Source organism: Candidatus Accumulibacter vicinus, assembly GCF_000584955.1.
In the GTDB taxonomy this organism is placed as follows: domain Bacteria; phylum Pseudomonadota; class Gammaproteobacteria; order Burkholderiales; family Rhodocyclaceae; genus Accumulibacter; species Accumulibacter vicinus.
This window is the reverse complement of record NZ_JDSS02000045.1, coordinates 44,521-70,672: the sequence shown is the minus strand read 5'-3', so window position 1 is coordinate 70,672 and position 26,152 is coordinate 44,521. Positions and strand designations below refer to the sequence as shown.

The 26,152-nt window shown below is 59.7% G+C and carries 21 protein-coding genes; 8 read left to right on the top strand and 13 right to left on the bottom strand.

Annotated elements, in window-relative coordinates; genetic code table 11:
- Nucleotides 1-35: 35 nt before the first annotated feature.
- Complete coding sequence (locus tag CAPSK01_RS19335) at nt 36-1,511, top strand: FMN-binding glutamate synthase family protein (RefSeq protein WP_034930620.1); 1,476 nt, start codon at nt 36-38, stop codon at nt 1,509-1,511.
- Between the two features lie 2 nt (nt 1,512-1,513).
- On the opposite strand, the gene recQ is transcribed toward CAPSK01_RS19335, so the two are convergent.
- The 5 genes from recQ to CAPSK01_RS19310 are packed head-to-tail and all read right to left on the bottom strand — an operon-like array spanning nt 1,514 to nt 6,348.
- Complete coding sequence (gene recQ, locus CAPSK01_RS19330) at nt 1,514-3,328, bottom strand: DNA helicase RecQ (protein ID WP_034930617.1); 1,815 nt, start codon at nt 3,326-3,328, stop codon at nt 1,514-1,516.
- Between the two features lie 34 nt (nt 3,329-3,362).
- Nucleotides 3,363-4,142, bottom strand: coding sequence for a UDP-2,3-diacylglucosamine diphosphatase (locus CAPSK01_RS19325; protein ID WP_273704113.1), 780 nt, complete (start codon nt 4,140-4,142; stop codon nt 3,363-3,365).
- The gene (locus CAPSK01_RS19320) at nt 4,126-4,617 is read right to left on the bottom strand and encodes a peptidylprolyl isomerase (protein ID WP_034930614.1); all 492 of its coding nucleotides are present in this window, start codon (nt 4,615-4,617) and stop codon (nt 4,126-4,128) included. The genes CAPSK01_RS19325 and CAPSK01_RS19320 overlap by 17 nt, the downstream gene beginning before the upstream one ends.
- Nucleotides 4,614-5,180, bottom strand: coding sequence for a peptidylprolyl isomerase (locus CAPSK01_RS19315; protein WP_273704126.1), 567 nt, complete (start codon nt 5,178-5,180; stop codon nt 4,614-4,616). Before CAPSK01_RS19315 ends, CAPSK01_RS19320 begins: the two co-directional genes overlap by 4 nt.
- A gap of 25 nt (nt 5,181-5,205) precedes the next feature.
- Nucleotides 5,206-6,348, bottom strand: a complete 1,143-nt coding sequence (locus CAPSK01_RS19310) for a tetratricopeptide repeat protein (protein ID WP_273704112.1) — start codon at nt 6,346-6,348, stop codon at nt 5,206-5,208.
- Between the two features lie 205 nt (nt 6,349-6,553).
- On the opposite strand from CAPSK01_RS19310, the gene cysS reads away from it, so the two are divergent.
- Nucleotides 6,554-7,930: a cysteine--tRNA ligase gene (gene cysS, locus CAPSK01_RS19305; RefSeq protein ID WP_034930599.1), complete on the top strand. Its 1,377-nt coding sequence runs from the start codon at nt 6,554-6,556 to the stop codon at nt 7,928-7,930.
- A gap of 14 nt (nt 7,931-7,944) precedes the next feature.
- Here the strand turns inward: cysS and CAPSK01_RS19300 are convergent, their stop codons facing one another.
- The 4 genes from CAPSK01_RS19300 to grpE all read right to left on the bottom strand — a co-directional run bounded on the left by CAPSK01_RS19300 (nt 7,945) and on the right by grpE (nt 13,179).
- Complete coding sequence (locus tag CAPSK01_RS19300; protein ID WP_034930596.1) at nt 7,945-9,087, bottom strand: ABC transporter substrate-binding protein; 1,143 nt, start codon at nt 9,085-9,087, stop codon at nt 7,945-7,947.
- A 292-nt stretch (nt 9,088-9,379) separates the two neighbouring features.
- Nucleotides 9,380-10,501, bottom strand: a complete 1,122-nt coding sequence (dnaJ, locus tag CAPSK01_RS19295) for a molecular chaperone DnaJ (RefSeq protein ID WP_034930594.1) — start codon at nt 10,499-10,501, stop codon at nt 9,380-9,382.
- 71 nt (nt 10,502-10,572) lie between these two features.
- Nucleotides 10,573-12,501, bottom strand: coding sequence for a molecular chaperone DnaK (dnaK, locus tag CAPSK01_RS19290; protein ID WP_034930589.1), 1,929 nt, complete (start codon nt 12,499-12,501; stop codon nt 10,573-10,575).
- A gap of 96 nt (nt 12,502-12,597) precedes the next feature.
- Nucleotides 12,598-13,179, bottom strand: a complete 582-nt coding sequence (gene grpE, locus CAPSK01_RS19285; protein WP_034930585.1) for a nucleotide exchange factor GrpE — start codon at nt 13,177-13,179, stop codon at nt 12,598-12,600.
- A gap of 175 nt (nt 13,180-13,354) precedes the next feature.
- Here grpE and CAPSK01_RS19280 point away from each other — a divergent pair, with 175 nt between their 5' ends.
- Genes CAPSK01_RS19280 through CAPSK01_RS19270 form a run of 3 tightly spaced genes read left to right on the top strand, consistent with a single transcriptional unit; the run spans nt 13,355 to nt 15,866 of the window.
- On the top strand, nt 13,355-14,701 hold the full coding sequence (locus tag CAPSK01_RS19280; protein ID WP_034930577.1) for a serine/threonine-protein kinase: 1,347 nt from the start codon (nt 13,355-13,357) through the stop codon (nt 14,699-14,701).
- The gene (locus CAPSK01_RS19275; protein WP_034930575.1) at nt 14,701-15,441 is read left to right on the top strand and encodes a TerC family protein; all 741 of its coding nucleotides are present in this window, start codon (nt 14,701-14,703) and stop codon (nt 15,439-15,441) included. Before CAPSK01_RS19280 ends, CAPSK01_RS19275 begins: the two co-directional genes overlap by 1 nt.
- The gene (locus tag CAPSK01_RS19270; RefSeq protein WP_034930574.1) at nt 15,438-15,866 is read left to right on the top strand and encodes a universal stress protein; all 429 of its coding nucleotides are present in this window, start codon (nt 15,438-15,440) and stop codon (nt 15,864-15,866) included. Before CAPSK01_RS19275 ends, CAPSK01_RS19270 begins: the two co-directional genes overlap by 4 nt.
- A gap of 16 nt (nt 15,867-15,882) precedes the next feature.
- On the opposite strand, the gene hslU is transcribed toward CAPSK01_RS19270, so the two are convergent.
- From hslU to CAPSK01_RS19255, 3 genes are read right to left on the bottom strand one after another with little or no spacing between them, the layout of a single operon-like run.
- Nucleotides 15,883-17,214, bottom strand: a complete 1,332-nt coding sequence (gene hslU / locus CAPSK01_RS19265) for an ATP-dependent protease ATPase subunit HslU (protein WP_034930572.1) — start codon at nt 17,212-17,214, stop codon at nt 15,883-15,885.
- A gap of 2 nt (nt 17,215-17,216) precedes the next feature.
- Nucleotides 17,217-17,753: an ATP-dependent protease subunit HslV gene (gene hslV, locus CAPSK01_RS19260; RefSeq protein ID WP_034930570.1), complete on the bottom strand. Its 537-nt coding sequence runs from the start codon at nt 17,751-17,753 to the stop codon at nt 17,217-17,219.
- A gap of 21 nt (nt 17,754-17,774) precedes the next feature.
- Nucleotides 17,775-18,971 (bottom strand): STAS domain-containing protein, encoded by a 1,197-nt coding sequence (locus CAPSK01_RS19255; protein WP_273704111.1) that lies wholly within the window; start codon nt 18,969-18,971, stop codon nt 17,775-17,777.
- Nucleotides 18,972-19,323: 352 nt separating this feature from the next.
- Between CAPSK01_RS19255 and eno the strand changes: the two genes are divergently transcribed.
- Nucleotides 19,324-20,748: a phosphopyruvate hydratase gene (gene eno / locus CAPSK01_RS19250; protein ID WP_273704110.1), complete on the top strand. Its 1,425-nt coding sequence runs from the start codon at nt 19,324-19,326 to the stop codon at nt 20,746-20,748.
- A gap of 157 nt (nt 20,749-20,905) precedes the next feature.
- Nucleotides 20,906-21,217 (top strand): metalloregulator ArsR/SmtB family transcription factor, encoded by a 312-nt coding sequence (locus CAPSK01_RS19245; RefSeq protein WP_034930715.1) that lies wholly within the window; start codon nt 20,906-20,908, stop codon nt 21,215-21,217.
- 299 nt (nt 21,218-21,516) lie between these two features.
- Here the strand turns inward: CAPSK01_RS19245 and CAPSK01_RS19240 are convergent, their stop codons facing one another.
- The gene (locus CAPSK01_RS19240) at nt 21,517-24,891 is read right to left on the bottom strand and encodes a hypothetical protein (protein WP_034930566.1); all 3,375 of its coding nucleotides are present in this window, start codon (nt 24,889-24,891) and stop codon (nt 21,517-21,519) included.
- Between the two features lie 468 nt (nt 24,892-25,359).
- Here CAPSK01_RS19240 and CAPSK01_RS19235 point away from each other — a divergent pair, with 468 nt between their 5' ends.
- Nucleotides 25,360-26,034, top strand: a complete 675-nt coding sequence (locus tag CAPSK01_RS19235; RefSeq protein ID WP_273704109.1) for a DUF2461 domain-containing protein — start codon at nt 25,360-25,362, stop codon at nt 26,032-26,034.
- Nucleotides 26,035-26,152: the final 118 nt, after the last annotated feature.

Sequence of the window (26,152 nt, the reverse complement as noted above, 5' to 3'; positions counted from 1 at the left end):
GACTTGACCGATTCTACCACCGAAGGGAAACACATATGCTTGACCTGCTGCTTGTTGGCCTGGGAGTGATGCTTGCCCTGGCATTCGCTGGTGGCCTGGTTTACCTCTATATACAGGACGTCACGCAGGAAAAGCATGCCGTGCTGCGGAATTTTCCGCTGGTCGGGCATCTGCGCTACTTTTTCGAGACTCTCGGCGAATATTTCCGGCAGTATTTTTTTCTCGGCGACCGAGACGAGATGCCCTTCGATCGGGCGACTCGCGGCTGGGTCTACCGCATGGCCAAGAACGAAGGTGGCATGATCGGCTTCGGCTCGACGTACCGGATTCATACACCCGGCGCTCTGATTTTCGTCAATGCTCCGTTCCCCGTTCTCGATGAGGAGAAACAAGCAACACCAGCGCTGGCGATTGGTGAAGGCTATTGTCGGACCCCTTTCGTCGGCCGCTCGCTGGTGAACATCAGCGCCATGAGTTTTGGCGCCATCTCCCAACCTGCCGTACGCGCACTTTCGCACGGTGCAGCGGCAGCCGGCTGTTGGCTGGACACCGGCGAAGGAGGGCTATCTCCGTATCACCTGGAAGGTGGCTGCGACATCATCTTTCAGATCGGCACGGCCAAGTACGGCGTTCGTGACGGCAACGGCGAGCTGTCCGACGAGCGCCTGCGCGAACTCGCCGCACAAGCGAGCGTACGGGCTTTCGAGATCAAGCTTTCGCAGGGAGCCAAGCCGGGCAAGGGCGGGGTTCTGCCAGGCAACAAGGTGACGCCCGAGATCGCACGCATCCGCGGCATCAGCGAAGGACGCGATTCACTGAGCCCGAACCGCCACCGCGACATCGCCAACATCGACGAACTGCTCGATCGGGTCGAACATGTCCGGGCCATCACCGGCAAGCCAGTGGGTGTCAAGACCGCCATCGGAGGGGAGCGCTTCATCCGGGAACTCGCGGCAGCCGTTGCGCACCGTGGTCTGCAGGCAGCGCCCGACTTTCTGACCATAGATGGTGGCGAGGGCGGCAGTGGTGCCGCCCCGCAGGCGCTGGCCGATCACATGGCGATGTCGATTGATGAAGCCCTGCCACTGATTGTTGACGTACTGCTGGCCAGCGGCCTCAGGGAACGGATTCGGATCATCGCTGCCGGCCAACTGGTGACGCCGGCGCGTGTCGCCTGGGCGCTGGCGACGGGCGCCGATTTCATCAATACCGCGCGTGGCTTCATGTTCTCGCTGGGCTGCATCCAGGCCCTGCGCTGCCACACCAATACTTGTCCGACCGGCGTCACCACGCACGATCCGCGCCTGCAGCGCGGCCTGGTCGTCGAGGACAAAGCGACGCGGGTGGCGTCCTATTGCCGGAACATGAACAGGGAAATCGAGATGATCGCTCACTCCTGCGGCCTGCGCCATGCCCGCGAACTTCACCGCGAGCATGTACGCATCGTCCAGCCTTCCGGACAGAGCGTCGCACTCGACAGACTCTATCCCTATCCGGGCACGTCTCCCTGAAATCAGTCAGCCGCCGCGACGATGGCCAGCAGGTCTTCGCCGTAGCGGTCGGCCTTGGCAAGGCCGATCCCCGGTACGGCGAGCAGCGCCTGCACAGAATCGGGCAGCAGCGCAGCGATCTCGTAGAGCGCGCGATCATGCAGGATCACGTAGGCGGGCACCCCCTGTTCGCGTGCTTTCTCGCTGCGCCAGGTCCGCAGCCTGGCGACCAGTGGCGAATCCTTGGATCGCTGCGGCGGGGTGCCTGGCAAGACCTTGCTCCGGGCTGGCTTGCCCTTTGGCCGATCCGAGCGCCGTCGCAGCTTGAGGCTGGTTTCCCCCTTGAGAATCGGCCGTGCGCTGTCCGTCAGCTTCAGCGCCCCGTAGGCCGCAGCGTCGGCTTCGAGCACTCCACCGGCAAGCAACTGCCGAAATACCGAGCGCCAGCCCATGTCGTCGATCTCCGTTCCGACGCCGAAAGTCGGCAGGCGGTCGTGACCGAACTGCCTGACCTTGTCGGTAAGCTTGCCACGCAGGATGTCGATCAGATGCCCGGCACCAAAACGCTGGCCAGTTCGCAAGGCTGCGGACAGCGCTTTCTGTGCAGCTACCGTACCGTCCCAGAGCAGTGGCGGGTCAAGGCAGACATCGCAGTTGCCGCAGGGTGCTGCGGCCTCGCCAAAATAGTTGAGCAGGAGGACGCGACGGCACTGCACCGATTCGCAGTAGGCGAGCATGCTCTCGAGCTTCTGCCTTTCCACGCGCTTCTGCTCGAGCGGAGCCGACGACTCCTCGATCATTTGCCGGTGGATGACCACATCATTCAATCCGTAGGTCATCCACGCTTGCGACGAATCACCGTCGCGCCCGGCGCGCCCGGTTTCCTGGTAATAGGCTTCGAGGCTCTTGGGCAGGTCAAGATGGGCGACAAAGCGCACGTCGGGTTTGTCGATTCCCATCCCGAAAGCGATGGTGGCCACCATCACCAGCCCCTCCTCGCGCAGAAAGCGCTGCTGGTGACGCTGCCGGTCGCCGGCGGTCAGTCCGGCATGGTACGGCAGGGCAGTCACTCCCTGCGCATTCAGCCAGGCGGTGGTCTCGTCCACCTTTCGGCGCGAAAGACAATAGACGATGCCGGCCGCACCGTGGTGCGCGCCGAGAAAGCTCAGCAACTGCCTGCGCGGGTTGTCACGCTCGACGATCGTGTAACGGATGTTTGGCCGATCGAAACTGGCGACGAACAAGCTCGCTTCCTCGAGATTCAGGCGGGTGATGATTTCCTGCCGGGTCAGCTGGTCGGCCGTCGCCGTCAAGGCAATGCGCGGTACCCCAGGGAAGCGCTGGTGCAGTTGCGAGAGCTGAATGTACTCCGGGCGAAAATCGTGTCCCCATTGTGAAACACAATGCGCCTCGTCAATCGCAAAGAGGGCGAGTTGCCGGCGCGCGACGAGTTGTTCGAGCAGGCTGATGAAACGGTCGCTGAGTAGCCGTTCCGGTGCCACATAGATCAGATCCAGCCCGTCGTCCAGCAATCGGCGCTCGGTATCGACCGCCGACCGGAAATCCATTGACGAGTTCAGGAAAGCCGCACGCACACCCGCCAACCGCAGGGCATCAACCTGGTCCTGCATCAGCGCGATCAGCGGCGAGACGACCACCCCAACGCCCTCGCGCAGCAGTGCCGGGATCTGATAGCAGAGCGACTTGCCGCCGCCGGTCGGCATCAGCACCAGCGCGTCACCGCCAGCGACGAGATGGTCGACGATTTCCTCTTGCTGACCACGAAACGACGGGTAGCCGAAAACCCGGCGCAGGATATCGACCGCGGGCTTGCTCATGGCCTGCGTGCACCGTGGTGACAAGCAAACGGAATCAGATCCAGCGCTCCCGGTACAGTTCCCGGCCATCCCAGCAGAGAAACTCGCCTTGCGTCTCCTGCCAGTCTGCCAGAACCCAGCGCTCGACGTGAATGCCGTCAACCAGGTGGGCATGCGTCGCCGGACGATGTGTGTGCCCGTGGATCAGTGTGGCATAGCCATGCGCACGCAGGAAATCATCCGTCGCACCGGCATTGACGTCCATCAGGTAATCCGCCTTGTCGCGCTTGGCAGATTCGCTTTTCTGGCGAGCCGCGATGGCCATCGCCTTGCGCTCCGGCAGGGATTTGCCCAGAAAGATGGCCTGCCAGTCGGGCCGACGCGCCAGCGCACGAAATGCCTGGTAGTCGTGATCGTCGGTGCACAAGGCATCGCCATGCGACAGGATGAACTGCCATGCCGGCAGCGACAGGACATAAGGATCCGGCAGCAGCCGGGCGCCACTGCGGGCAGCGAAGTGGTCTCCGAGCAGAAAATCGCGGTTGCCATGCATCACCGACACGCGAACACCGGCTGCCGCCAGCGCGTGCAGGGCATCGACGATGTCAGCGGCAAAAGAATCCTCCGGATCTTCCAGGCAGTCGTCACCTGGCCAGGCTTCGAACAAATCGCCAAGAATGAACAATTGCTCGGCGGCACGCGCACGGCCACCGAGAAAATCCAGAAAGATGCGGGTGACGCCCGGCGCCTGCGGCGCCAGATGCAGATCGGAAATGAACAGGATCACTACGGGGATGAATCGTGAACTGGTGCGGTCATCAGCAAACCTCGGCACGCTCGATCAGTACATCTTCAACCGGCACATCGCCATGCCCACCGGAAGAACCCGTTTTCACTGCCTGGATCCGATCGACCACCTCGCGACCCTCAACCACCTTGCCGAACACGCAGTAGCCCCAACCCTGGGCATTGGGCGCACGGTAATTGAGAAAATCGTTGTTCACCAGATTAATGAAGAACTGTGCGGTGGCCGAGTGCGGCTCAGAGGTACGCGCCATGGCAACCGTGTAGGCATCATTCTTGAGCCCGTTGCTGGCTTCATTTCGAATCGGATCCTTGCAGGCCTTCTGTTTCATGCCCGGCTCGAAGCCACCGCCCTGAACCATGAAGCCAGGAATCACGCGATGGAAAACCGTATTGTCATAGTGGCCAGCGGCGACGTAGTCGAGGAAGTTTCTGGCTGACAAGGGCGCTTTTTCGGCGTCCACTTCGATGGCGATGACGCCAAAATTGGTATGCAGCTTGATCATCGTTTTCCTTTCTCGGGAATGATCTTGACCGACTGGATGATGACCGGTTCAAGGGGAACGTCCTGGTGCATCGAGCGGTTTCCGGTCGCCACCTTGGCGATCTTGTCCACCACCTCCATGCCTTCTGTGACCTTGCCAAAAACCGTGTAGCCCCAGCCATCGCTCGCGGGATAGTTGAGGGCAGGATTGTCGCGGTGATTGATGAAGAACTGTGAGCTCGCCGAATGCGGATCCGCGGTACGGGCCATGGCGATCGTTCCGCGATCGTTTTTCAGGCCATTCTTGCCTTCGTTCTCCACCTTCCTGGCCGCCGACTTCTGTTGCAGGTCAACGGTAAAACCACCGCCCTGGATCATGAAGCCGGGAATGACGCGGTGAAAAACCGTGCCGTTGTAGAACCCCTCATTGACGTACTGGACAAAATTCTGGACGGTTCTGGGTGCCTTTTCGGAATCGAGTTCGATCACGATCCGGCCCATGCTGGTCTGCATGTCGATGCCGGGTGCAGCCAAGGCCGCCACCGACAGCAAGCCACCGGCAATCAGGGCAAGCTTCCTGTACATCATAGATTTCCTCCATGTGAATTGATCATCCACCGATGCGTTCCTGCTGGATCAGCCATCTGCCTCTGGATTTGACCAGGACGATGGTCTTGGTCACGGTGGATTTCAGGTACGGCGAACTGTAATGCTGAAGGAGTTTTACCGTCGCCTTGTCATCGGCAAACGAGACTTGGAGGTCCTCGATTTCGACCTGCAACTTGCCAGGCTTGCTCATCGGACGGGTGCGCTCGCTTTCCCATGCCTTGCGAGGAATCCCTCTGGGTGTACGAAAGTCTGCTGCATAGTAAGCGAGATAGGCCTTGGCATCCTTACGTGACCAGGCACTGGCCCAGCCTTGCAGGGTTTTCGTCACTGCCCTCTCGTCAGTGGCAGCCAGCGTTGCCTGCTGCACCGATTTGTCAGTCTCCGTCGCAGCAGCGAGCGCAGTGATACTCTTGCCCGCAGGTTCCCCGGCAGCAGGGACTGATGCTGTCGCAACCGGCATGACAGCCTGTTCAGTGCTGGTCATCCGGCTACTGGTCTCGCCAGCTGGCCGCATTGCCACTCCTGGGCTGCTTGTGGAGGGCTTGTTGAGTTCCCGAAGCCTGGCAAGCTTGGATTGTGTCACTCGCCTCGACGGATCCAGTTGCAGCGCCTTGTCATAAGCCTGGCCGGAGAGCATGGCGTAGACATCACCAAGGTTGTCGTAGGCAGTAGCGTAGCCCGGATGAATCCTGATTGCCATCTCGAGTGCCGTACGCGCCTTGTCGTATTGTTTCTGTTGGGCATACAGAACCGCTAGGTTGTTGTAAGTCTCTGGCAATTCGGGATAGTCCTCGGTCAGTTTGCTGAAGACGGCTATGGCTTCCTGCGGTTTGCCCATCTCGGTGAGGGCCAGGCCCTTGAGGAATCGCCCCTGTGCATCCGATGGCTTGCTCGCCAGGTAGGCGTCGACCTTTTCGAGCGCATGTGCAGGCTGGCCCTGGCGCATGAGCCGCTGCGCATCCGACAGCGTGTCGGATGTGGCAAAGAAACTGCTGCAGCCCAATAGCAAGCCGACGATCAAAGCCGGTAATGAAGCAGGCATAGGCATCGGAAAATTCGAGTGCATGGGTATGGTATACTTGCCTATGCAGCAGTTGGGTGTCACTAGACCGACTGATTCTAACAAGAAGTGCGTCCAAACCAAAGCACTCCACGTGTACGTGCAGGATGAATTTGTTCTTCCCGTAACCCTTCGACCTCCAGTCATTTCGGCGGGGCCAAGCCGGCATCCGGTCCGTCCCTTCAACTGGGGTTTAGAAGCCTGATTAGATTGAGGAATCTCGATTCCTCAAAGAGCACAGATTGACCCTGCGTGTACGTCTGTGCTGGACGCCATCGCGGACCTAAAAATGTTGAAGATCTACAACTCGCTGACCAGAGAAAAGCAGGACTTCGTACCGATCACGCCCGGCAGCGTCCGCATGTACGTCTGTGGAATGACCGTCTATGACTACTGCCACCTCGGCCATGCGCGCGTATTGGTCGTTTTTGACATGGTTCAGCGCTGGCTGCGAGCGAGCGGGTTGCAGGTGTGCTACGTCCGGAACATTACCGATATTGATGACAAAATCATCAGGCGGGCGTTGGCCAACAAGGAAAGCATCAGCGAACTGACCGACCGCTTCATTGGCCTCATGGATGAGGACGCGGCGGCACTTGGCGTAGAGAAACCCGACCATGAACCACGGGCAACCCAATATATTCCGCAGATGCTCGGCCTGATCAAGCTGCTGGAGAAAAACGGGCTGGCTTACCAAGCGACCACTGGTGACGTGAATTTCTCGGTGCGCAAATTTCCTGGCTACGGCAAACTGTCAGGAAAATCCATTGACGATCTGCGCGCCGGGGAACGCGTCGACGTTGACACAGGCAAGGACGACCCGCTCGACTTCGTGCTCTGGAAACAGGCCAGGCAAGGCGAGCCTTTCTGGCCATCACCCTGGGGCAATGGTCGCCCCGGTTGGCACATCGAGTGTTCCGCGATGAGTTCGGACCTGCTCGGCAAGCACTTCGACATTCACGGCGGCGGGCAAGACCTGCAGTTTCCCCATCATGAAAACGAGATCGCACAGTCCGAGGGCGCACATCGCTGCCCATTCGTTAACTACTGGATGCACAACGGCTTCGTTCGTGTCGATGACGAAAAAATGTCGAAGTCGCTCGGCAATTTCTTTACGATCAGGGAGATCCTCAAACAATACGATCCTGAAGTACTGCGTTTCTTCATCCTGCGAGCGCACTACCGCAGCCCGCTCAACTATTCCGATGCCCATCTCGACGATGCACGGCAAGCGCTGAGCCGGCTTTACACCGCACTCAAGGCGGCACCGCCGGCAGCAGCCGAGGTGGATTGGCATGAGCCGCACGCGATTCGCTTCAGCCAGGCAATGAACGACGACTTCAACACCCCTGATGCGTGTGCCGCATTGTTTGACCTGGCCAGCGAGGTAAACCGCAGCAGGTCTGCGGGACTGTCCAGCCAGTTGCGTGGGCTGGCGGGCCTGCTGGGCCTGCTCAAGCGCGATCCACAAGGATTCCTGCAGGGGACACCGGCACTGGGCACCGAAGAAATGTCCGCCGAAGCCATCGAAATGCTGATCGCCAACCGGTTGGCGGCAAAGAAACGCAAGGACTACGTCGAAGCAGACAGAATCCGTAGCGGACTACTGGCTGTGGGAATCGTCCTTGAGGATGATGCTCAGGGAACCAACTGGCGACGCGCCTGATCCCCGGATGGTGATTAACGAAGAACCCGGCCACTGTTGCCAATGACCGTCAGGTCGACAAAGCGGGAACCAAACCGATCATTGGCCGAATAGCTGACGCGATAGCCCCCAAGGTCATGGTTCTGCATGCTTTCGAGACTGTTCAGAAGCTTTTCGCGGCTGAGATCTTTGCCGGTTTTGCGCATTGCATCGACCAGCACTTTCGCCATGGCGTAAGCCTCGACGCCATAGTAGGAGAATTTTCCATGCTGGCCGAGCAGCTTCTGGTATTCGCGTACCAGCGGCGTGGTATCGTTCCAAGGATAGGGCATGACCTGTGAAATGCCGATCCCGCGTGCCTCGTCACCAAGCTCCTGCACCAGCAGGTCGGCACCGACGGGCGACAGGGTCATGAACTGCGGCTTTTGACCGATTTTCCTCATCGCACGAACGAAGGCGGCAGTAGGCTTGTACAAGGTCACCATGATCACCGCTTGCGGGTTCGCCTGGGCAATGGTCTGCACCGCCTGGCTGACCTCGGCTGAGTTACGTTCCACCGTGGCCACTGCCACCGGTGCCTGATTATGCTTTCTGAGCGCGGTAACGACGCCATCGAGACCAGATTTGCCGAATCCATCGTTCTGATACAAAACGGCGATGTTATTGAAGCCGAGGGAGACCAATTGATTGACGATCGCTTCGGTCTCATTCGCGTAACTCGCCCGCACATTGAACATGTAGCGATTTTTCGGGTTGTCCCTGGGCAACTGACGGATCGATTCGGCACCGGAAATCGCTCCGATCAGCGGTACCTTGGCAACGCCAAAGACTTCGTTCATTGCTGCCGTTGTGGGACTCGAACCGTACGATGCAAGCAGGGCAAAAACCTTTTCCTGGTTGATCAAGGCGCGGGTATTGGCGACCGCACGATCAGTTTCGTAGCCATCGTCGAGGGCGCGCAACTCCAGCCTTCTTCCATAAATCCCGCCAGCGTCGTTGATCTGGCGAAAATAGGCGTTGATGACCATCTTCATGTCCAGCCCGTATGCCCCGTTAGGGCCGGAAAACGGCGCAGTCATGCCGATCAGGATGCTGTTGTCGGTCACCCCGACCTCGGCCGCCAGCACACAGTTAACCCAACTCAAGCAAGCCAGCAGTAGTGCCCTGACGATCCTCATGCCCATTCTCCTTCAATGCGATTGCCGCGATCATTCACAGACCTGCGACTAGCCACGGTCAATGCTTTTCCAGGCCCCCCCGATCATGGAAGTGATGACCGTCTCCCTCCCCCGGCATTTCCCGTTCGTCTGGAGGAAATATTTGTGAGTCGCTGCAGCAACTTTCACATCAAAGAATGGCGAAGCAAACTGACACCCTCCTTACACGCAGCGACTGCGTGCAAATTATTCTCCTGCGATTGTCTTGCCGGACACTGCGCTGCTGCACCAACGGGTGCAGAGATGCCGGTTCTCAGGTGGCAGCGAAGAAATCGCGCACACGATCCATCCAGGATTTGGCGCGTGGGTTGTGGTGAGCGGAGTTTTCGCGGCTGGACTCCTCGAGTTCGCGCAACAATTCTTTCTGGCGTTCGGTGAGATGCACCGGGGTTTCCACAACCACATGGCAGAGCAGATCCCCGTGAGCGTTACTACGTACGCCCTTGATGCCTTTGCCTCGCAAGCGAAAGATTTTCCCGGATTGTGTCTCCTGGGGGACACGGATTTTCGCAGCGCCATCCAGCGTCGGAATATCGATTTCTCCGCCCAGAGCCGCGGTGGTAAAACTGATCGGCATCTCGCAGTGCAGGTCGTTCTGTTCACGCTGAAAGACAGGGTGTGCCTTGAGGTGAATCTGAACGTAAAGATCCCCTGACGGCCCGCCATTGATGCCGTGCTCGCCTTCGCCCGTGAGCCGAATCCGGTCGCCCTCATCAACCCCCGCTGGAATCTTCACCGCCAGGGTTTTGTGCTGCTTGACCCGGCCCGAGCCGTGACACGGAACACACGGCTCGGCAATAAAGCGCCCGGTGCCGTGACATTTTGGACAGGTCTGCTGAATCGAGAAGAAACCTTGCTGCAGGCGAACCTGGCCGCTGCCCTGGCAGGTCGGACAGGTCTTTGGCTGCGTACCGGCCTTGGCACCACTGCCATGGCAGGCGTCGCAAACCTCCATTGTCGGAATGCGGATCTTGGTTTCAGTGCCGAAGGCTGCCTGCTCCAGCGAAATTTCGAGGTTGTAGCGGAGATCGGCGCCGCGATAGACATTTGAACGCCCGCCACCACGACGACCCCCGAAGATCTCATCAAAGATGCCACCGAAGGCATCGGAAAATCCTCCTGCCCCTGCGGCGCCCATTCCGGCCTGTGGATCAATGCCGGCGTAACCGTACTGGTCATAGGCCGCGCGCTTCTCTGGGTCGGTGAGGGCTTCGTAGGCTTCCTTGACTTCCTTGAAATGCTCCTCAGCCTTGGGGTTGTCCGGATTACGATCCGGATGATGCTTCATCGCCAGCTTGCGGTAAGCCTTCTTGATTTCTTCATCGGAGGCGTCGCGATTGACGCCGAGAATGTCGTATAAGTCGCGTTTTGCCATAGGTTTATGAACAATTGGTGGGAGCACAGGGCGAGGCGCGATTATACGCCCCCCGCCTGGCAGGCAAAGACCTACTTCTTGTCTTTGACTTCGGTGAACTCGGCGTCGACGACATCGCTGTCGTCCTTCTTCGCTTCACCGGCAGCCCCGGCAGCATGCGCGGTGCCCCCCGTCTGCTCCTGTTGTTTGGCGTACATCTTCTCGCCCAACTTCTGCGCAGCCGTTCCGAGCGCCTCGTTCTTTGCCTTGATGGCCTCGATGTCGTTGCCACGAATGGCCTCCTCGGCTTCTTGCATCGCCTTTTCGATGACCTGTTTCTCGCTGTCGGAAAGTTCCTTTCCGTATTCGGCAAGCGACTTCTTGACGGTGTGAATCATGCCGTCACACTGGTTACGGGCTTCTGCCAGTTCATGCGCTTTCCGGTCTTCTTCGGCGTGCAACTCGGCATCCTGGACCATGCGCTGCACTTCCGCTTCGCTGAGGCCAGAAGACGCCTGGATCTTGATCTTGTTCTCCTTGCCGGTGGCCTTGTCTTTGGCCGAAACATGAAGTATCCCATTAGCATCAATATCGAAGGTCACTTCGATCTGTGGCATGCCACGTGGCGCCGGCGGAATGTCGGAAAGATTGAACTGTCCAAGGCTCTTGTTGCCGCTGGCCATTTCCCGCTCGCCCTGCAGCACGTGAATGGTCACCGCAGACTGGTTATCGTCAGCCGTTGAAAAGACCTGCGTCGCCTTGGTTGGAATGGTCGTGTTCTTTTTGATCAGCTTGGTCATCACTCCGCCCAGCGTCTCGATACCCAGCGACAATGGCGTCACATCGAGGAGCAGAACATCCTTGACCTCGCCCTGTAGGACGCCGCCCTGGATTGCTGCACCGACGGCAACTGCTTCATCCGGATTGACGTCGCGGCGCGGTTCGCGGCCGAAGAACTCCTTGACCCTCTGCTGCACCTTGGGCATCCGGCTCTGTCCGCCGACCAGGATGACATCGTCGATGTCGCCGATCTTGCAGCCGGCATCCTTCAGGGCAATTCGGCAGGGCTCGATGGTCCGCTCGATGAGATCGTCGACCAGCGCCTCGAACCTGGAGCGTGTGATCTTCAGCGTCAGGTGTTTGGGTCCGGAGGCGTCAGCGGTAATGTATGGCAGGTTGATTTCGTTTTGCTGACCGGACGAAAGCTCGATCTTGGCCTTTTCAGCGGCATCCTTGAGGCGCTGCAGGGCCAGCACATCGGCCTTGAGGTTGACGCCCGATTCTTTCTTGAACTCGTCGATGATGTGATCGATCAGACGCTGGTCAAAGTCTTCGCCGCCGAGGAAGGTGTCCCCGTTGGTCGACAGCACTTCAAACTGGTGCTCGCCCTCGACCGCAGCGATTTCGATGATCGAGATATCGAAGGTGCCGCCGCCGAGGTCGTAGACCGCGATCTTCTTGTCCCCCTGCTTTTTGTCCATGCCGAAGGCCAGGGCCGCTGCCGTTGGTTCGTTGATGATGCGCTTGACCTCCAGGCCGGCGATCCGCCCGGCATCCTTGGTCGCCTGGCGCTGGCTGTCATTGAAATAGGCAGGCACGGTAATCACCGCCTCGGTCACTTCCTCACCGAGATAATCTTCGGCGGTCTTCTTCATCTTGCGCAAAACTTCCGCTGAAACCTGTGGCGGTGCAATTTTCTTGCCGCGCACCTCGACCCATGCGTCACCATTCTCGGCTCTGAGAATCTTGAATGGCATCAGCGAGATATCCTTCTGCACCTCCTTCTCTTCAAAACGGCGACCAATCAGCCGCTTGATCGCGTACAGCGTATTTTTCGGATTGGTCACCGCTTGACGTTTGGCCGGCGCTCCGCAGAGAATCTCACCATCCTCCGCATAAGCAACCGTTGATGGCGTCGTACGTGCGCCTTCAGAGTTCTCGATGACTTTCGGTTTGCCGTTCTCCATGACGGCAACACAGGAGTTGGTCGTTCCGAGATCAATGCCGATGATCTTGCCCATTTCAGAATCCTTTCAATATTATTTTAAGAACATTCGCCAAAACCGGAATGTTTGATAACGCTACGCATTTGGGGATTGTCGTGACGATTTCAAGTGTCAAGTGCCGGTCCTGGCCACAACGACCAGTGCCGGGCGCAGTACGCGGTCGGCCAGCAAGTAGCCTTTCTGCAGTACGCTAACCACGGTATTGGGCTCCTGTGGTGATTCAACGACACTGATCGCCTGGTGTCGATGCGGGTCGAACTTTTCGCCCAGCGGATTGACTTCTGTCAGTGCCGACTTTTCGAAAGCGGCGACCAGTTGCCTGAGGGTCAGTTCGGTACCTGATCGAAGGCTCTCGACACTGGCTGTCTCGGTCGCCAGCGCAGCTTCGAGGCTATCCTTCACCGCCAGCAGTTCCCGAGCAAAGCGGTCAACGGCGAACTTCGCGGCCTTGCTGATGTCTTCCTGCGCTCGGCGGCGCACGTTCTCGGTTTCAGCTTTGGCGCGTAGCCACGCATCATGGTACTCCTCGGCCTGCAGTTGAGCTTGCTTGAGGGTTTCTTCGAGATTGGGCGCACCGCTTGCAGGAGGCGCTCCTGCGGATGGTGACTCAATGATCTCTGGTGTGACGGAAGCAGCTTCCGGCGTGGCAGGGGCGGCAGTGGTCTCTTCGGGTACGTTGTCGTTCGTTTGCATAGATGGTGATCTCCCTGAAAACAGAGAACAGTTTGGGGCGAGTTCTTCGATTTCAAGCTTTTTCTACCTGGATCTTGTGGGCTGCGATGCCACTTACGCAAAATTGTTCATGCAGCGGCGGTTCTGCTGCTAGCATCTCGATTCCTGCTGGCCATTGATAGGGGTGGGTTTTGGCATGTTGGAAAAGATCGGCAAATATCCAATCATTCGCTCCCTTGGCAAGGGTGCGACTGCTGTCGTCTATTTGGCCCGAGACCCAGACCTGGACTGCCCGGTCGCCATCAAGCTGATACGCTTCGGTGAAGAGAATGCAGCCATGTCACGACGTCTGCGCAAGCTTTTTCAGACCGAGGACGCAATCGGCCGTCGCCTGAATCACCCAAACATCGTCAAGATCTTCGACGCCGTCGTGGAACCTGATCAGGCCTATCTGGTCATGGAGTTCGTCGAAGGCACCGCGCTCGACAAGTATTGCGCGATCAATCGGCTCCTGCCGATGCACCGCGTCATCGGCATCATCTTCAAGTGCTGCCTGGCTCTCGATCATGCCTTCCGCCAGGGCGTCGTACATCGTGACATCAAGCCGGCCAACATCCTGCTGAATGCCAACGACGATCCGAAAATCACCGATTTCGGTCTCGGCCTCAATCTGCTCAAGGATACAGGCATGGACTCGACCTTCGTGATGGGGGTTGGTTCACCAGCCTACATGTCCCCTGAGCAGGTCAAGAACTATCCGCTCAATCACAAGACCGACCTCTATTCGCTGGGGGTCATGCTGTTCCAGTTGCTGACCGGACGACTACCATTTCGCGCCAACAATCCCGCGACACTGGTCTACAAGATCATCAACATGGACTCGCCTTCGGTCTGCGCACTCAACCCGACCCTACCAGCGGGCCTTGATCCGATCATCAAGAAGGCACTTGAGAAGGATCTTTACAGCCGCTACCGTAATGGTGCCGAGTTCGCCAAGGATCTTTCCTCAGTACGCTACCAGATGCTGGAAGAAGATCAGATCCAGCAGGATCAGACGCACTTCGAAAGGTTGCGCAAGGTGGAGTTTTTCGCTGAGTTCGAGGATATCGAGTTGTGGGAGGTGCTGCGCATCAGCGTCTGGCGAGAGTTGTCGGAGAAAGTCACGATCATCCGTGAAGGCGATAACCACCGCAAGTTTGGCGTGGTGGTTGACGGCTTTGTCGAGATCTCCACAAATGGACGGGTGATCTGTCGGCTCGGCGCGAGCGAGGTGGTCGGAGAGATGGCCTTCCTGCATCCGACCGACTCTCGACGTCACGCCACGGTGGTGACGCTGGAGCCGACCTTGTTCCTGGAGATCAATAGCGCAGCGCTGGAATTGAGTTCTGATGAAGTACGGGAACGCTTCAACAAGATTCTGCTGAGCAAACTGCTCGATCGCTTGCGTGAAGCCAACAAGGTGCTGGCCAAGTTCGGTCAGAACGCCGTTCAGGGCAGTTCTGCCTACGCCGCAGGCCTGATGCCGCCCCTGGAGTTAATGTGATGCCTGATCTCGCCTCGCCAACTTTCTGGATCGCCGTATTCCAGATCATTCTGATCGACATTCTGCTCGGCGGCGATAACGCCGTGGTGATTGCTCTGGCGTGCCGCAGACTGCCTGTGGCGCAACGCAACAAGGGAATTTTCTGGGGTGTCTTCGGAGCGATCGGGCTGCGTCTCGTACTGATCTACTTCGCCTTGCAACTCCTGGCCATTCCATACCTCAAGATCGTCGGAGGACTGCTGTTGTTCTGGATCGGTGTCAAGCTCATCCTGCCGGAAAACGAGGATGCACATGATCATGTGCAAGGAAGCAGTACGCTGATCGGAGCGATCAAGACGATCATCGTCGCCGACGCGGTGATGAGTGTAGACAACGTCATTGCGGTCGCCGGCGCGTCGCATGGATCGATCGTTCTGGTCACATTCGGGATCGTGGTTTCGATCCCGATCGTAGTCTGGGGTAGCAAACTGGTCCTCGCCCTGATGGATCGATTCCCGATCGTGATCACGGCTGGCGGTGGACTGCTGGGCTGGATCGGTGGCGGCATGTTGATGACCGACCCGGCATTGCCGGCAAGCTGGCGTGCAACCGTTCCGCACAGCGCTTACCTCGTATCAGCTTTCGGCGCGTTGCTGGTGGTGGTAACGGGGAAGTGTCTGGCCAACCGGCAAGCGGCGCGTGCGGCCGTTGAACTGGCAACTGCGGCCACCGAGGAACCTGGTGAAGGAAGAAAACAATGAATGCCCTCTGGCTGATCCCCGTCGACGGCTCGCCGCCCGCCTTGCGGGCAGTCGACCACGTCCTGCGCGAAGCTGCTCGCGACGCCATCGCACCGGCGATCATGCTGGTCAATGTACAGGCGCCCCTGCCCTCGGACGTCACCCGTTTCGTCAACTACAGCGTTGTCCAGGACTACCACCGTGAGGCCGGCGAAGCCGCATTGGCCGGTGCTCGCTTGAGACTGGAAACCGGCGGGCTCGCGTACTCGCAACATGTCCTGGTCGGCGAACCAGCTCCGACGATTGTCAATTTCGCCAGAGAACAGCACTGCACCTTGATCGTCATCGGGGCTCGAGGCCTTGGCTCGGTGGCCAGCGCGCTGCTGGGATCGGTCACGAGCAAGGTCATCCATCTCACAGAACTGCCGGTCCTGGTAGTGAAGTAGGCGGCAGACCTGCGCGCTACAGAACGTAGCGCGACAGATCCTCGTTCCGGGCCAGTTCGGCAAGCCGACTGTCCACGTAGGTCGCATCGATGGCAACGTTTTCCAGGCTTCCCTCGCAGGCGGAAAACGACACCTCCTCGAGCAGCCGCTCCATGACCGTATACAGTCGTCGAGCACCGATGTTCTCGGTGCGTTCGTTGACCGACCAGGCAATCTCGGCCAAGCGTTTGATACCGTCAGGAGCAAAGTCGAGGGTCACCCCTTCCGTTGCCAGCAGCGCCTGGTATTGCATGGTCAGGCAGGCGTCAGTCTGCGTCAGAATGCACTCGAAATCGGCAACCGACAAGGAATCGAGCTCCACCCGGATCGGCAGGCGACCCTGCAGTTCGGGAATCAGATCAGAAGGTTTGGCCAAGTGGAATGCACCGCTGGCAATAAACAGGATGTGATCGGTACGAATCATCCCGTACTTGGTCGATACCGTGGTGCCTTCAACGAGTGGCAGCAGATCGCGCTGCACCCCCTGACGCGAAACATCCACACCGTGCGTGTCGCTGCGTGAGGCAATCTTGTCGATTTCGTCGAGAAAAACGATCCCGTTCTGCTCGACATTGCGAACGGCATCATGTTTGACGTCCTCATCATTGACCAGTTTTGCGGCTTCCTCCTCGACCAGCAACCTGCGCGCTTCGAAGATCTTCAACTTGCGCGATTTCTTGCGGCCCCCGCCCATGTTCTGGAACATGCCCTGGATCTGCGAGGTCAGTTCCTCCATCCCGGGCGGAGCGAAGATCTCGGCCTGCATCAGCGGAGCAGCGACATCCACCTCGATCTCCTTGTGGTCCAGTTCGCCCTCGCGCAGTTTCTTGCGGAATTTCTGCCGGGTCGTACTGTCTTCTGTCGATTGTGCGTCGTTGAAGAAATTGCCGCGGGCCGGCGGCAACAGGGCGTCGAGAATGCGATCTTCGGCAGCGTCTTCGGCACGCACGCGCACGCCCGTCAGCGCCTGTTCACGAGCGCTTTTGACGGCAATTTCGACGAGGTCACGGATAATCGTTTCGACATCGCGGCCCACGTAACCGACTTCGGTAAACTTGGTCGCCTCGATCTTGATGAACGGCGCATTGGCCAGCCGCGCCAGCCGGCGTGCGATTTCGGTCTTGCCAACACCAGTGGGCCCGATCATCAGAATGTTCTTGGGGGTGATCTCCTGGCGCAGCGGCTCGGTGACCTGCGCGCGCCGCCAGCGGTTGCGCAGCGCGATCGCCACAGCTTTCTTTGCCTTCCCCTGACCAACAATATGTTTGTCCAGTTCGTGAACAATTTCCTGCGGAGTCATCGCTGACATGATTATTCGAGCACCTCGATGGTGAAGTTCTGATTGGTATAGATGCACAGATCACTGGCAATCTGCAGCGACTTGCGGACCACCTCGGCGGGATCGAGTTCGCTGTTTTCAACCAGTGCGCGTGCCGCTGCTTGGGCGAAAGCGCCCCCCGAACCAATGGCGACGATGCCGTACTCCGGTTCGAGCACATCCCCATTGCCGGTAATGATCAGTGAATTCTCCTGATCAGCGACTGCCAGCATGGCTTCCAGTCGGCGCAGGGCACGGTCACTGCGCCAGTCCTTGGCGAGCTCAACCGCCGAGCGGAGCAAATTGCCCTGATGCTTGTCAAGTTTGGCCTCGAAACGCTCAAAGAGGGTAAAGGCATCCGCCGTCCCACCCGCGAAGCCGGCGAGAATCCGCCCCTGATAGATGCGCCGAACCTTGCGCGCACTGGCCTTGATGATGAGGTGGCCAAGGGTGACCTGTCCGTCGCCACCCATGGCAACGCGCTTGCCGCGGCGAACTGACAGGATCGTCGTGCCGTGGTACTGGTCCATACAAAACTCCTGTTGATAATCCTAGTTTCTGGCGAGAATGATTTCCGCCACGGACTGCAGCCCGACAACGCGGAACAGTTCAGCAAGTAGGTAATGGGGATGACGGAAAATGATCTGCCGACCCGTTCGCCTGACCGTCGTCAGAATGTTGAGCAGGGCGCCAGCACTCAGGAAGTCCATACGGGTCACGGCCGAACAGTCGATAAGTACCGGATCGTTGGCAGCGGCGTACGCCAGCAAGTCGGGAAAACGAGCCGCCTTGACATCGCCCTTGATGACATATGCCTCGGTCAGCAACTGGTCGGCGGCAGCGAGAACCAGCGGCGGAGGCTCGGCTTCCATCACCCGCTTGGGTTCCCAGGAGGGTGGCGAAATCTCGAAAGTCACTGCATAGTTGACCGCCAGATCCTCGAAAACCTCCAACTCCCCACGCGACTGACAGATCTCGAGCTTCAGCAGCCAGCAGGCCTGGCCTTCTGCACGACCGGGCACGATCAGACAGTCAACCAGGGTCGCCAAATGATCACGGCCCAGTAGCTCGATCTCACGCCGATCCTTGCGAGCCTGTTGGAGCAGTTCCAATAGCCGCTGACAACCGGCAGCATCCAGTTTGCGCAACTTGGACATATCGAGACGAAGATGCGTGTTTCTTGCGAGGGCTTGGCGCGCGGCTGTAAACCCGGCATCGTTGTCGCCAGTCAAATCGCCCTTGAATAATACTGACCCAACCCCTTTGGCGTGTACCGATACGGCGACGACAGCATCGCGCCAACCTGGCGGCGATTTCTCGAAGGATTGAGCATAATCGATTCCCAGACCCTCAAAAGCGGCTTTTTGGCCGGTCAATCGGAAAAGGTCAAAAAGCATCAACCACAAGCGTTCGCCGGGGCCAGAGCGGTAGGAGCGCGTCGACCTCTCGAGCAACGCGCGGACCGCGCTCTCCTGGCCATTCGAATAGAGCATGGCCGCCTCTTCAGCTGCGGCATCGACCGGATCCAGCTCGGCCTCGATCTGAAATTCAGGTGCGGTCTCACTAAATTGAAACTCGCTGAGATCCAGTGACTGCCCCTCGGCCTGGGAAACCGGGGCAGCGAAGGGGAGGTCTCCCCGTACCAGGCCGACTGGCACTGCGGCGCCCGGTTTGTCTTCCGGTGCTTGGCCAAGGGCTCCGCCCCGCTCGTCACGTGTGCGGGGAACGGCGGCTGGCCGCGCAACCATTTTCTTTTCCGGCGGCGGCTTCTTGAAAAACGAAAAAACCATTTGACGAGGAGGACTGCGGTTGAATTCGCAAATTCGCGACAAGGCGATAAGTTTACCTTGTAACACATCGCCCAGCGCACTGCAATTGTCAATCCGGGGCCGATGCGCACTTCCGACCTGCATTTGGGAGGATGTTCACTGCCAACCGCAAGTCACCGATTCTCCACGCTTTATTTGGATCGACGAATTCAGCCTGATTTCGTCGCCGGGGATTGCACCTTGTCATCTGAATTCGGTATGATCCCCCGGAGAAACTTCCTGCACGATTTCCCTCGAACTTTCCACCGAACCACTCCTACGGAGCCCCATCATGGCAAAAGGCAACAAAGTCAAGAAAGCAGAAAAGGCCGAAAAGGCCGAAAAGGCCGAAAAGGCCGAGAGCGTCGAACAGCCCGAGCAAGCCGAGGCAACGGCGGCCGCCCCTGCATTCGTCAAGATCACCAAGGTCGTTGGCCGGCAGATCCTCGACTCACGCGGCAACCCGACCGTCGAGGTCGACATCGTCCTCGACGACGGTTTCATGGCCCGTTCCGCAGTTCCCTCGGGTGCGTCGACCGGGGAATTCGAAGCCTGCGAACTGCGTGATGGCGACAAGAAGGTTTACCTCGGCAAGGGCGTTCTGAAAGCAGTCGAATCCGTCAACACCAAGATCGCGAAACTCCTCAAAGGCAAGAATCCTCTCGACCAACGCGCACTCGATGAGGCCATGATTGCCCTCGATGGCACACCCAACAAGTCAAACCTGGGAGCGAACGCGATCCTCGGCGCTTCAATGGCAATCACTTTGGCGGGCGCACATGTCAGCAAGCTGCCACTCTGGAAATACATCGGCAAGATCCACAAGAATCGCGACTTTGCCTTGCCAACGCCGATGGCCAACATCATCAACGGTGGCAAGCACGCCGACAACTTGATCGACTTCCAGGAGTTCATGATCATGCCGGTGGGCGCGCCCACTTTCTCGGAAGGATTGCGCTGGATCACCGAGGTTTTCCACGCCCTGAAGTCGATCCTCAAGAAGGGCGGGCATGTCACCGCGGTCGGCGACGAAGGCGGCTTTGCACCCAACCTGACCAACGACGAATCACTGGAAGTCATCATGCAGGCGATCGTTGCAGCCGGTTACAAACCCGGCAAGCAGATCAGCATTGCCCTCGACTGCGCTTCTTCCGAACTCTTCGACGAAGGGAACCGCCAGGGCTACAAGTTCTGGAAGTCGAATCCAGAAAAGCTGTTCACCGATGACGAAATGATTTCCGTATACAGCGAATGGTGCAAGAAGTATCCCATCGTCTCGATCGAGGACGGTCTCGACCAGAGCGACTGGGAAGGCTATGTCAAGCTCACCAAGGCGCTCGGAGACAAGGTACAGATCGTCGGCGACGACTTTTTCGTTACCAATCCGGTTCGTCTCAAGCAAGGCATCGACATGAAGGCAGCCAATGCAATCCTCATCAAGGTCAACCAGATCGGTACCGTCACCGAAACGCTCGACGCCATCAAGATGGCCCAGAAAGCCGGTTACGGCGTCATCTCGTCACACCGCTCCGGTGAAACCGAAGACTCTTTCATCGCCGACCTGGCCGTCGGTACCGGCGCCGGGCAGATCAAGACTGGTTCGCTGTCGCGTACCGACCGCATCTGCAAATACAACCAGTTGCTACGCATTGAGGAGCAACTCGGGAGCAAGGCCGTCTTTAAGGGTCTGAAATCGATCAAGGGCGCTGGTTTCTAGCCTGCCAGCAAAGGGCATCGCCTGGGCGATGCCCTGCAGTGCGTTTTTTCACTCGCTCAGTACCGCAAAAAATACTTTGACCGCGTTGCTGAATTCTCGCGAACAATTCGCTGCAAACGCTTTGCGAGATCGGGAATCTTTCGGTATCGTTGGAACGATGACCCATACCGACGCCGTCACCGCGCTGGCCGCGCTGGCCCAGGAAAGCCGCCTCGCCATCTTCCGCCTGCTGGTGCAGAACGCGCCTGCGGGCTTGACCGTAGGCCTGATTGCCGAACAGTTGCAATTGCCGGCACCCACACTGTCCTTTCACCTGAAGACCCTGACTCACGCGGGTCTGGTCAATACCACGCAGGAAGGCCGCTTCGTTCGCTGTCATGCCGTGCTGGACAGAATCGACGACCTGCTTGGTTTCCTGACTGACAACTGCTGCGGCGGACATCCCGAGATTTGCAAACCACAGCTATAAGCGGTTATCAAAAAATTCTCCGTGCTTCCGTGCCTGGTTTGCCGAGGCCCGGAGCCTTCTGAAGATCGGAGAACTTATCCGATGGCGCTTAGTGGTCCCCGGAATTCAGACCGTGGTTCAAGCTGTGCGCCAACGGAGGGAACTTGCGCCTTGAATGCCGGTGTCTGGTTCCGCCTCGTCCTTCTGGGCATGCGCTTGCTCCGGTGGTAGCTGCTTCCACAGCCGTTGATTGATCCTGCTGTCCGAAAGGTGCCGTTGGATTTCCTGTCCTTGGCAGTGACCGCGGCGCGGTACTACCCTCAGACGGTTCCTCCGGGTTTCTTGTCGGGCCGAAACGGTGGCGTTTTCCGGGTGCTGCGAAGCGCCGCTTCGATCTCCTTGGGTGGCAAGCGCGACAGCATTTCCGACTGGCGATCGAGATAGACGGCTTTGACCAAGGCCACCGCCCGGCGTGCCCGGTTGTCGGTCAGCGCGGCTTCCCATGCGTAGGACCAGCCTTCCCACGGGTGGGTTTTCTGGTTGAAGCGGGCGACTTCGAGTGCCAGTTTCCTGAACTCGTTGTCGCCGGTCAGATCAGCGAGCATTTGCGCGACATCGGCGAGCTGGTATTCGGCTCCCAGCAAGCGGAGCTGCTTTTCGTTGAGGTGGTTGACTGCCTGCCGGAAGTTCGCGACCGCTTCGGCCTTGCCACTCAGCGCAGCCACGACGCTCTTGGCCAGCCAGTAGTCGAGATCCTGTTGTTCTTCCGGAATGGCGGCAACGAACTGTTCGGTTTCGGCTTGTTGGCCGCTCTTCATGGCGGCGATCGCGTAGTAGGCGAGGATCGTCCTCGCCGGCCGTGGGCCTGCGCCGGCCTGTGCCTCGTCGGTCTGCGACAGTGCCTCCCGGGCTGCCGGGAAATCCTTGCGTTTCAGTGCCGCCAGTCCCTCGACCACGAAGCTCAGGTCGGAGCGATGCGAGCTTTGCAACTGCAGCAGGCGGTCGATCGCCTGACTCGCCTCGGGGCTCGGCACGCGGTCGGTGACAAGCGCCATGGCCAGGAATTCGGCGGCCAGCCTCTGGACTTGCGGCCCCTGCGATCGACCAAACGGCTTGCTCCACTCGATCAGTCCCCGCTCGTCGAGCCCGCGGCGTTGGTTGCCGACCAGCGCCGCGCGCCACACATCCGGCGCGCTGACGCGCGTTGCCAGCGATTGAAAGCCGTTGTCGGCCGCCGCCGACTGGCCGACCAGGTAGAGCAGGCTCAGGTAATCGGCAATGTCGCGTGGCTGCGAGTAGCGTTGAACCGATTCGAACAAGGCCGCGAGCGCGGGCAGGTAGGCCTCGTCGAGCAGCGCCAGGCGGGCCCGGCTGATCATTTCGGCCTGCGACCCGTTGTTCTGCGCTGCGGCGATGCGGAAGAAGGGAATCGCCAGATCGGTTTCGCCACGCTGGTAGAAGCGGGATCCGGCGCGATACGCGTAGTTGCCGATCGCCAGCGAATTCGCGCTGCCATCGGTCAGCGCCGGCAGCGAGGCAAAGACGTCGGCCGCTTCGCGGTAGCGGCGCTCGCCGAGCAGCAGATCGCCGAGTCGCACATAGAAGTCGTCGGACTCCGGCTTGCTCAGCAATTCGGCGGCCAGGATGTCCATCGCCGCGCGACGATTGCCCTGCGCGAGCAGCAAGCCGGTCTTCAGCAAGACCACCGTCGAATCGCCGACGAAACGTCCCGCCATTTCCTGAAGCAGTCGGTCGCGTTCGGTGACGTCCTTGGTGAGATGAAAGGTGGCGACCAGAGGCGCGCTGTCGAAACGGGCATTGACCAAGGTCGCGTGGGCGGTGGCGAGGCCCAGCGGGTCGGGTTTGTTCCGCCCGTGCGGATCCGCGACGTAGTACAAGCGGGTGACATGGCTGGGACGATCGTACGGCACGTGCGCCGTGTTGTTTTCCCAGTACCGGGCACGTTCCGCGCTCAGTTCCGCCTTGTTGAGCATCGACTGTCTGACCTGCCCAGCGGCCCGCTTCGCCAAATCGTTCTCGGCGATGGCGCGTACGCGCATGATTGCCGGGTGGGTACCGAACAAGGCGTCGACCGCGTTGATGTAGTCCAGTGTCTCGCGCGGCAGCGCCTGCGTGACGGCCATCCGCTGCGCCTTGTAAATGACGTTGGCGACACCGGACTGGACCAGGAAATCCAGTACGTCGAGGCGGTCGAGCCGCCACTGCGAGGAATCACAGCAGCGCCGCCTATCGACGCCGGCCAGCGCGGGCGAGAAATACGCGCCGAGAGCCAGATCCAGATCGGCCGCTTCGGAGCGGCCGGTGACCTGCCAGCCGAGTCGCTGTTGCTCAATGCCGGCCCCCGCCTCCGGGAAGGTCTGACCGAGGACGAGGAGCGTCGCGTAGTTGTCGAAACGGTGCAGCTTGACCGGGTCGGCATCGGCGAAACGTCGCGCCACAAAGGGTCGCCAGTCGGCTGGCAGCGTGGCTAGAAAGGCCTGCCTTGCCTGCGCGTGGCGCGCACGATCGCGATCGTAGGCAAATCGGATGTCGGTGGCCTCGATTTCGGCCATGACCCGTTGCGGCGAAAGGGGAATTTCAGTCAGTGCCTGCTCGATTGCCGGCAGATTGCCGTTCAGGCTGGCGACCAGGGCTCGGTCCTCGGCATTTGGCGAATCGACTGCCGTCGTCGGCGCGGCAGAACCGGCAACTGTTGGCTCCGGCCGGAGGGCGGCCAGCGCGGCAGGGCGCATGTGCAGGCCCTGATACGCCCGCGCCAGCAGGCGTCGGGTCGCCGGCTGATCGGCTGGAAGCTGCCAGGCGATCAGCAGCGAACGCTCGTAAAGCAGCTCGCGAAGGCGTGGCGCGTCCGCCGGCACGAGGCTGCCGAGCAACTGAAGGTACAGGGCGTCGCTGGCGGCGCCCGGCGACGCTTCGGCAAGGGCGGCGATCCCGACCGGCAGTTCAGCCGCCAAGGGTCCCGGCGGGACGGTCGGCGGGGTCGCATAGCGGAAGCCGAGTGTCTCGACGATCTTCGGCAAGTGCTGCCGGAAGACGTTGATCGGCGGCAGCTCGTTGCTGAACTGCAGGTTGTCGATCAGGGTGCCGGGCAGGTTCGTCGCCTCCTTGAAGGCACCGGCGCCCTCGCGTGTCTGCACCTGGAAATAGAGATGCAGGCGGTCGTCGTTCTTGTGACCGACCCAGCACCAGACGATCCGTTTGGCGCCGAGCTGGGTCGCCAGGCGCAGGACGTTCTGCGGATCGAGGCGTCGTTCGCCGTCTCCCAGGGCACGCGCTACCAGATAAGGGTCGGCGATCTTCAGCGAACCCGACAGGGCCTGGGCCAGGCTGGCGGTCATCAGCGAGCGATTGGCGGTATCGATGCCATTCGCCTGGACCTGGAAGGGGACCAGCAGAGTGTCGATCTCGGGGCCATCCAGGTAGCCGGCGAAGCGGTTCTGCTCATCCCGGCGCCAATCGGAGATCCATTCCGGTCCCTGCGGCAAGGGGATGTCCTGTGTCGCATCCGGATAGGGCAGCGTCTTGGCGCGACGCTCCTTTTCCGCCTGCATGGCCTTGATACGCAGAAAGAGTTCCTGGGTATCGCGCTGCGCTTCGGCGTCTTCTTCCTCCTTGGTGCCCCCCCAGGCAGTCGTCAATAGCACCAGCAACAGGCAGCCGATGAGTTGTTTCATTGTCTCCCCCGATCGTCGAAAGGATAGGAAATCCCACGGCACTGGCGATAGTATAGGAGCCTTCATCAAACAGTGTCAATTACGCATTTGGGCCCGGAAGCCCCTGAAAAGCCGTCCGAATCCCGCCCAGCTCAGGGCCTGTGGTCATCCGCCCCGGACCAGTTCGGCCGCACGGATACCACAGGCACGAGTCGTTCCACGACGGGCGATGGCACGCACTGTGCCACACCTTGGTGTGCCGTCTTGTGGAGCACGAAAGTTCCCTCAAGGAGGTCGCCGATCTTCTGCGCCATCGTTCGCTGCATACGACGCTCATTCATTCATCTATGCCAAGCTCGACACGCCGATGCGCTCGCAGATGCCCCGCATTCGCAATGGACAGTAGTCTTTACAGGATGACCGGGGCGCGCAACAATCCGCACGAGAGGCGCCCATCCCAGGGCAGACCGCCGTCAAGGAGCACTGTTCATGTTCAGCCAGGCCACCTTCAACTTCCTCGACGAACTTGCGGCCAACAACGCGCGCGCCTGGTTTGCTGCCAACCAGGAGCGCTACGATGCGCTCGTCTGCCAACCCGCATTGAACTTCATCGCGTCAATGGCACCCGAGCTGGCAAGGTTCGCCCCGCATTTCCACGCCGAGCCGCGCCGGATGGGCGGCTCGCTGATGCGCGTGCACCGCGACACGCGCTTTACCCGCGACAAGCGTCCCTACAAGACCAACATCGGCATCCAGTTCCGTCACAAACTCGGCAAGAATATCCATGCGCCGGGCTTCTACCTGCACATCGCAACCGACGAATGCTTCTTCGGCGCCGGTTGCTGGCATCCGGATTCCGACATGCTCGCACGCATCCGCACGCGCATCACGGATCATCCGGAGCGCTGGTTTGCCGCGCGCGACGACAAGGACTTCGCCGCGCACTGGGTACTGGCCGGCGGAAGCCTGACGCGCCCGCCGCGCGGCTATGCGGTCGACCACCCGGCAATCGACGACATCAAGCGCAAGGACTTCATCGCGCTGGCCCCGCTATCGTTTGCCGAAGCCACCGATACGGGGCTGACCCGGCTTGCCGCGCAACGGTTTGCCGCCGCAACGCCGCTGATGGCGTTCCTCTGTGAGGCGCAGGGCGTCCCTTGCTGAAGGCTCATGTACTCTCGAAGGTGCCGTTGGATTTCCTATCCGATGGCGCCGGGGTGGACGTGAACATCGTCACGGTGTCGATCACGGCTTTCTCAGCAGCGTCAATCGGATGCCGGAC

What these genes read in the sequence shown, in the direction of transcription:
- CAPSK01_RS19335 (WP_034930620.1), top strand. Translation starts at nt 36, where the DNA reads ATGCTTGACCTGCTGCTTGTTGGCCTGGGAGTGATGCTTGCCCTGGCA.
- recQ (WP_034930617.1), bottom strand. Translation starts at nt 3,328, where the DNA reads ATGAGCAAGCCCGCGGTCGATATCCTGCGCCGGGTTTTCGGCTACCCG.
- CAPSK01_RS19320 (WP_034930614.1), bottom strand. Translation starts at nt 4,617, where the DNA reads ATGATCAAGCTGCATACCAATTTTGGCGTCATCGCCATCGAAGTGGAC.
- CAPSK01_RS19315 (WP_273704126.1), bottom strand. Translation starts at nt 5,180, where the DNA reads ATGTACAGGAAGCTTGCCCTGATTGCCGGTGGCTTGCTGTCGGTGGCG.
- cysS (WP_034930599.1), top strand. Translation starts at nt 6,554, where the DNA reads ATGTTGAAGATCTACAACTCGCTGACCAGAGAAAAGCAGGACTTCGTA.
- CAPSK01_RS19300 (WP_034930596.1), bottom strand. Translation starts at nt 9,087, where the DNA reads ATGAGGATCGTCAGGGCACTACTGCTGGCTTGCTTGAGTTGGGTTAAC.
- dnaJ (WP_034930594.1), bottom strand. Translation starts at nt 10,501, where the DNA reads ATGGCAAAACGCGACTTATACGACATTCTCGGCGTCAATCGCGACGCC.
- dnaK (WP_034930589.1), bottom strand. Translation starts at nt 12,501, where the DNA reads ATGGGCAAGATCATCGGCATTGATCTCGGAACGACCAACTCCTGTGTT.
- grpE (WP_034930585.1), bottom strand. Translation starts at nt 13,179, where the DNA reads ATGCAAACGAACGACAACGTACCCGAAGAGACCACTGCCGCCCCTGCC.
- CAPSK01_RS19280 (WP_034930577.1), top strand. Translation starts at nt 13,355, where the DNA reads ATGTTGGAAAAGATCGGCAAATATCCAATCATTCGCTCCCTTGGCAAG.
- CAPSK01_RS19275 (WP_034930575.1), top strand. Translation starts at nt 14,701, where the DNA reads ATGCCTGATCTCGCCTCGCCAACTTTCTGGATCGCCGTATTCCAGATC.
- CAPSK01_RS19270 (WP_034930574.1), top strand. Translation starts at nt 15,438, where the DNA reads ATGAATGCCCTCTGGCTGATCCCCGTCGACGGCTCGCCGCCCGCCTTG.
- hslU (WP_034930572.1), bottom strand. Translation starts at nt 17,214, where the DNA reads ATGTCAGCGATGACTCCGCAGGAAATTGTTCACGAACTGGACAAACAT.
- hslV (WP_034930570.1), bottom strand. Translation starts at nt 17,753, where the DNA reads ATGGACCAGTACCACGGCACGACGATCCTGTCAGTTCGCCGCGGCAAG.
- CAPSK01_RS19255 (WP_273704111.1), bottom strand. Translation starts at nt 18,971, where the DNA reads ATGGTTGCGCGGCCAGCCGCCGTTCCCCGCACACGTGACGAGCGGGGC.
- eno (WP_273704110.1), top strand. Translation starts at nt 19,324, where the DNA reads ATGGCAAAAGGCAACAAAGTCAAGAAAGCAGAAAAGGCCGAAAAGGCC.
- CAPSK01_RS19245 (WP_034930715.1), top strand. Translation starts at nt 20,906, where the DNA reads ATGACCCATACCGACGCCGTCACCGCGCTGGCCGCGCTGGCCCAGGAA.
- CAPSK01_RS19240 (WP_034930566.1), bottom strand. Translation starts at nt 24,891, where the DNA reads ATGAAACAACTCATCGGCTGCCTGTTGCTGGTGCTATTGACGACTGCC.
- CAPSK01_RS19235 (WP_273704109.1), top strand. Translation starts at nt 25,360, where the DNA reads ATGTTCAGCCAGGCCACCTTCAACTTCCTCGACGAACTTGCGGCCAAC.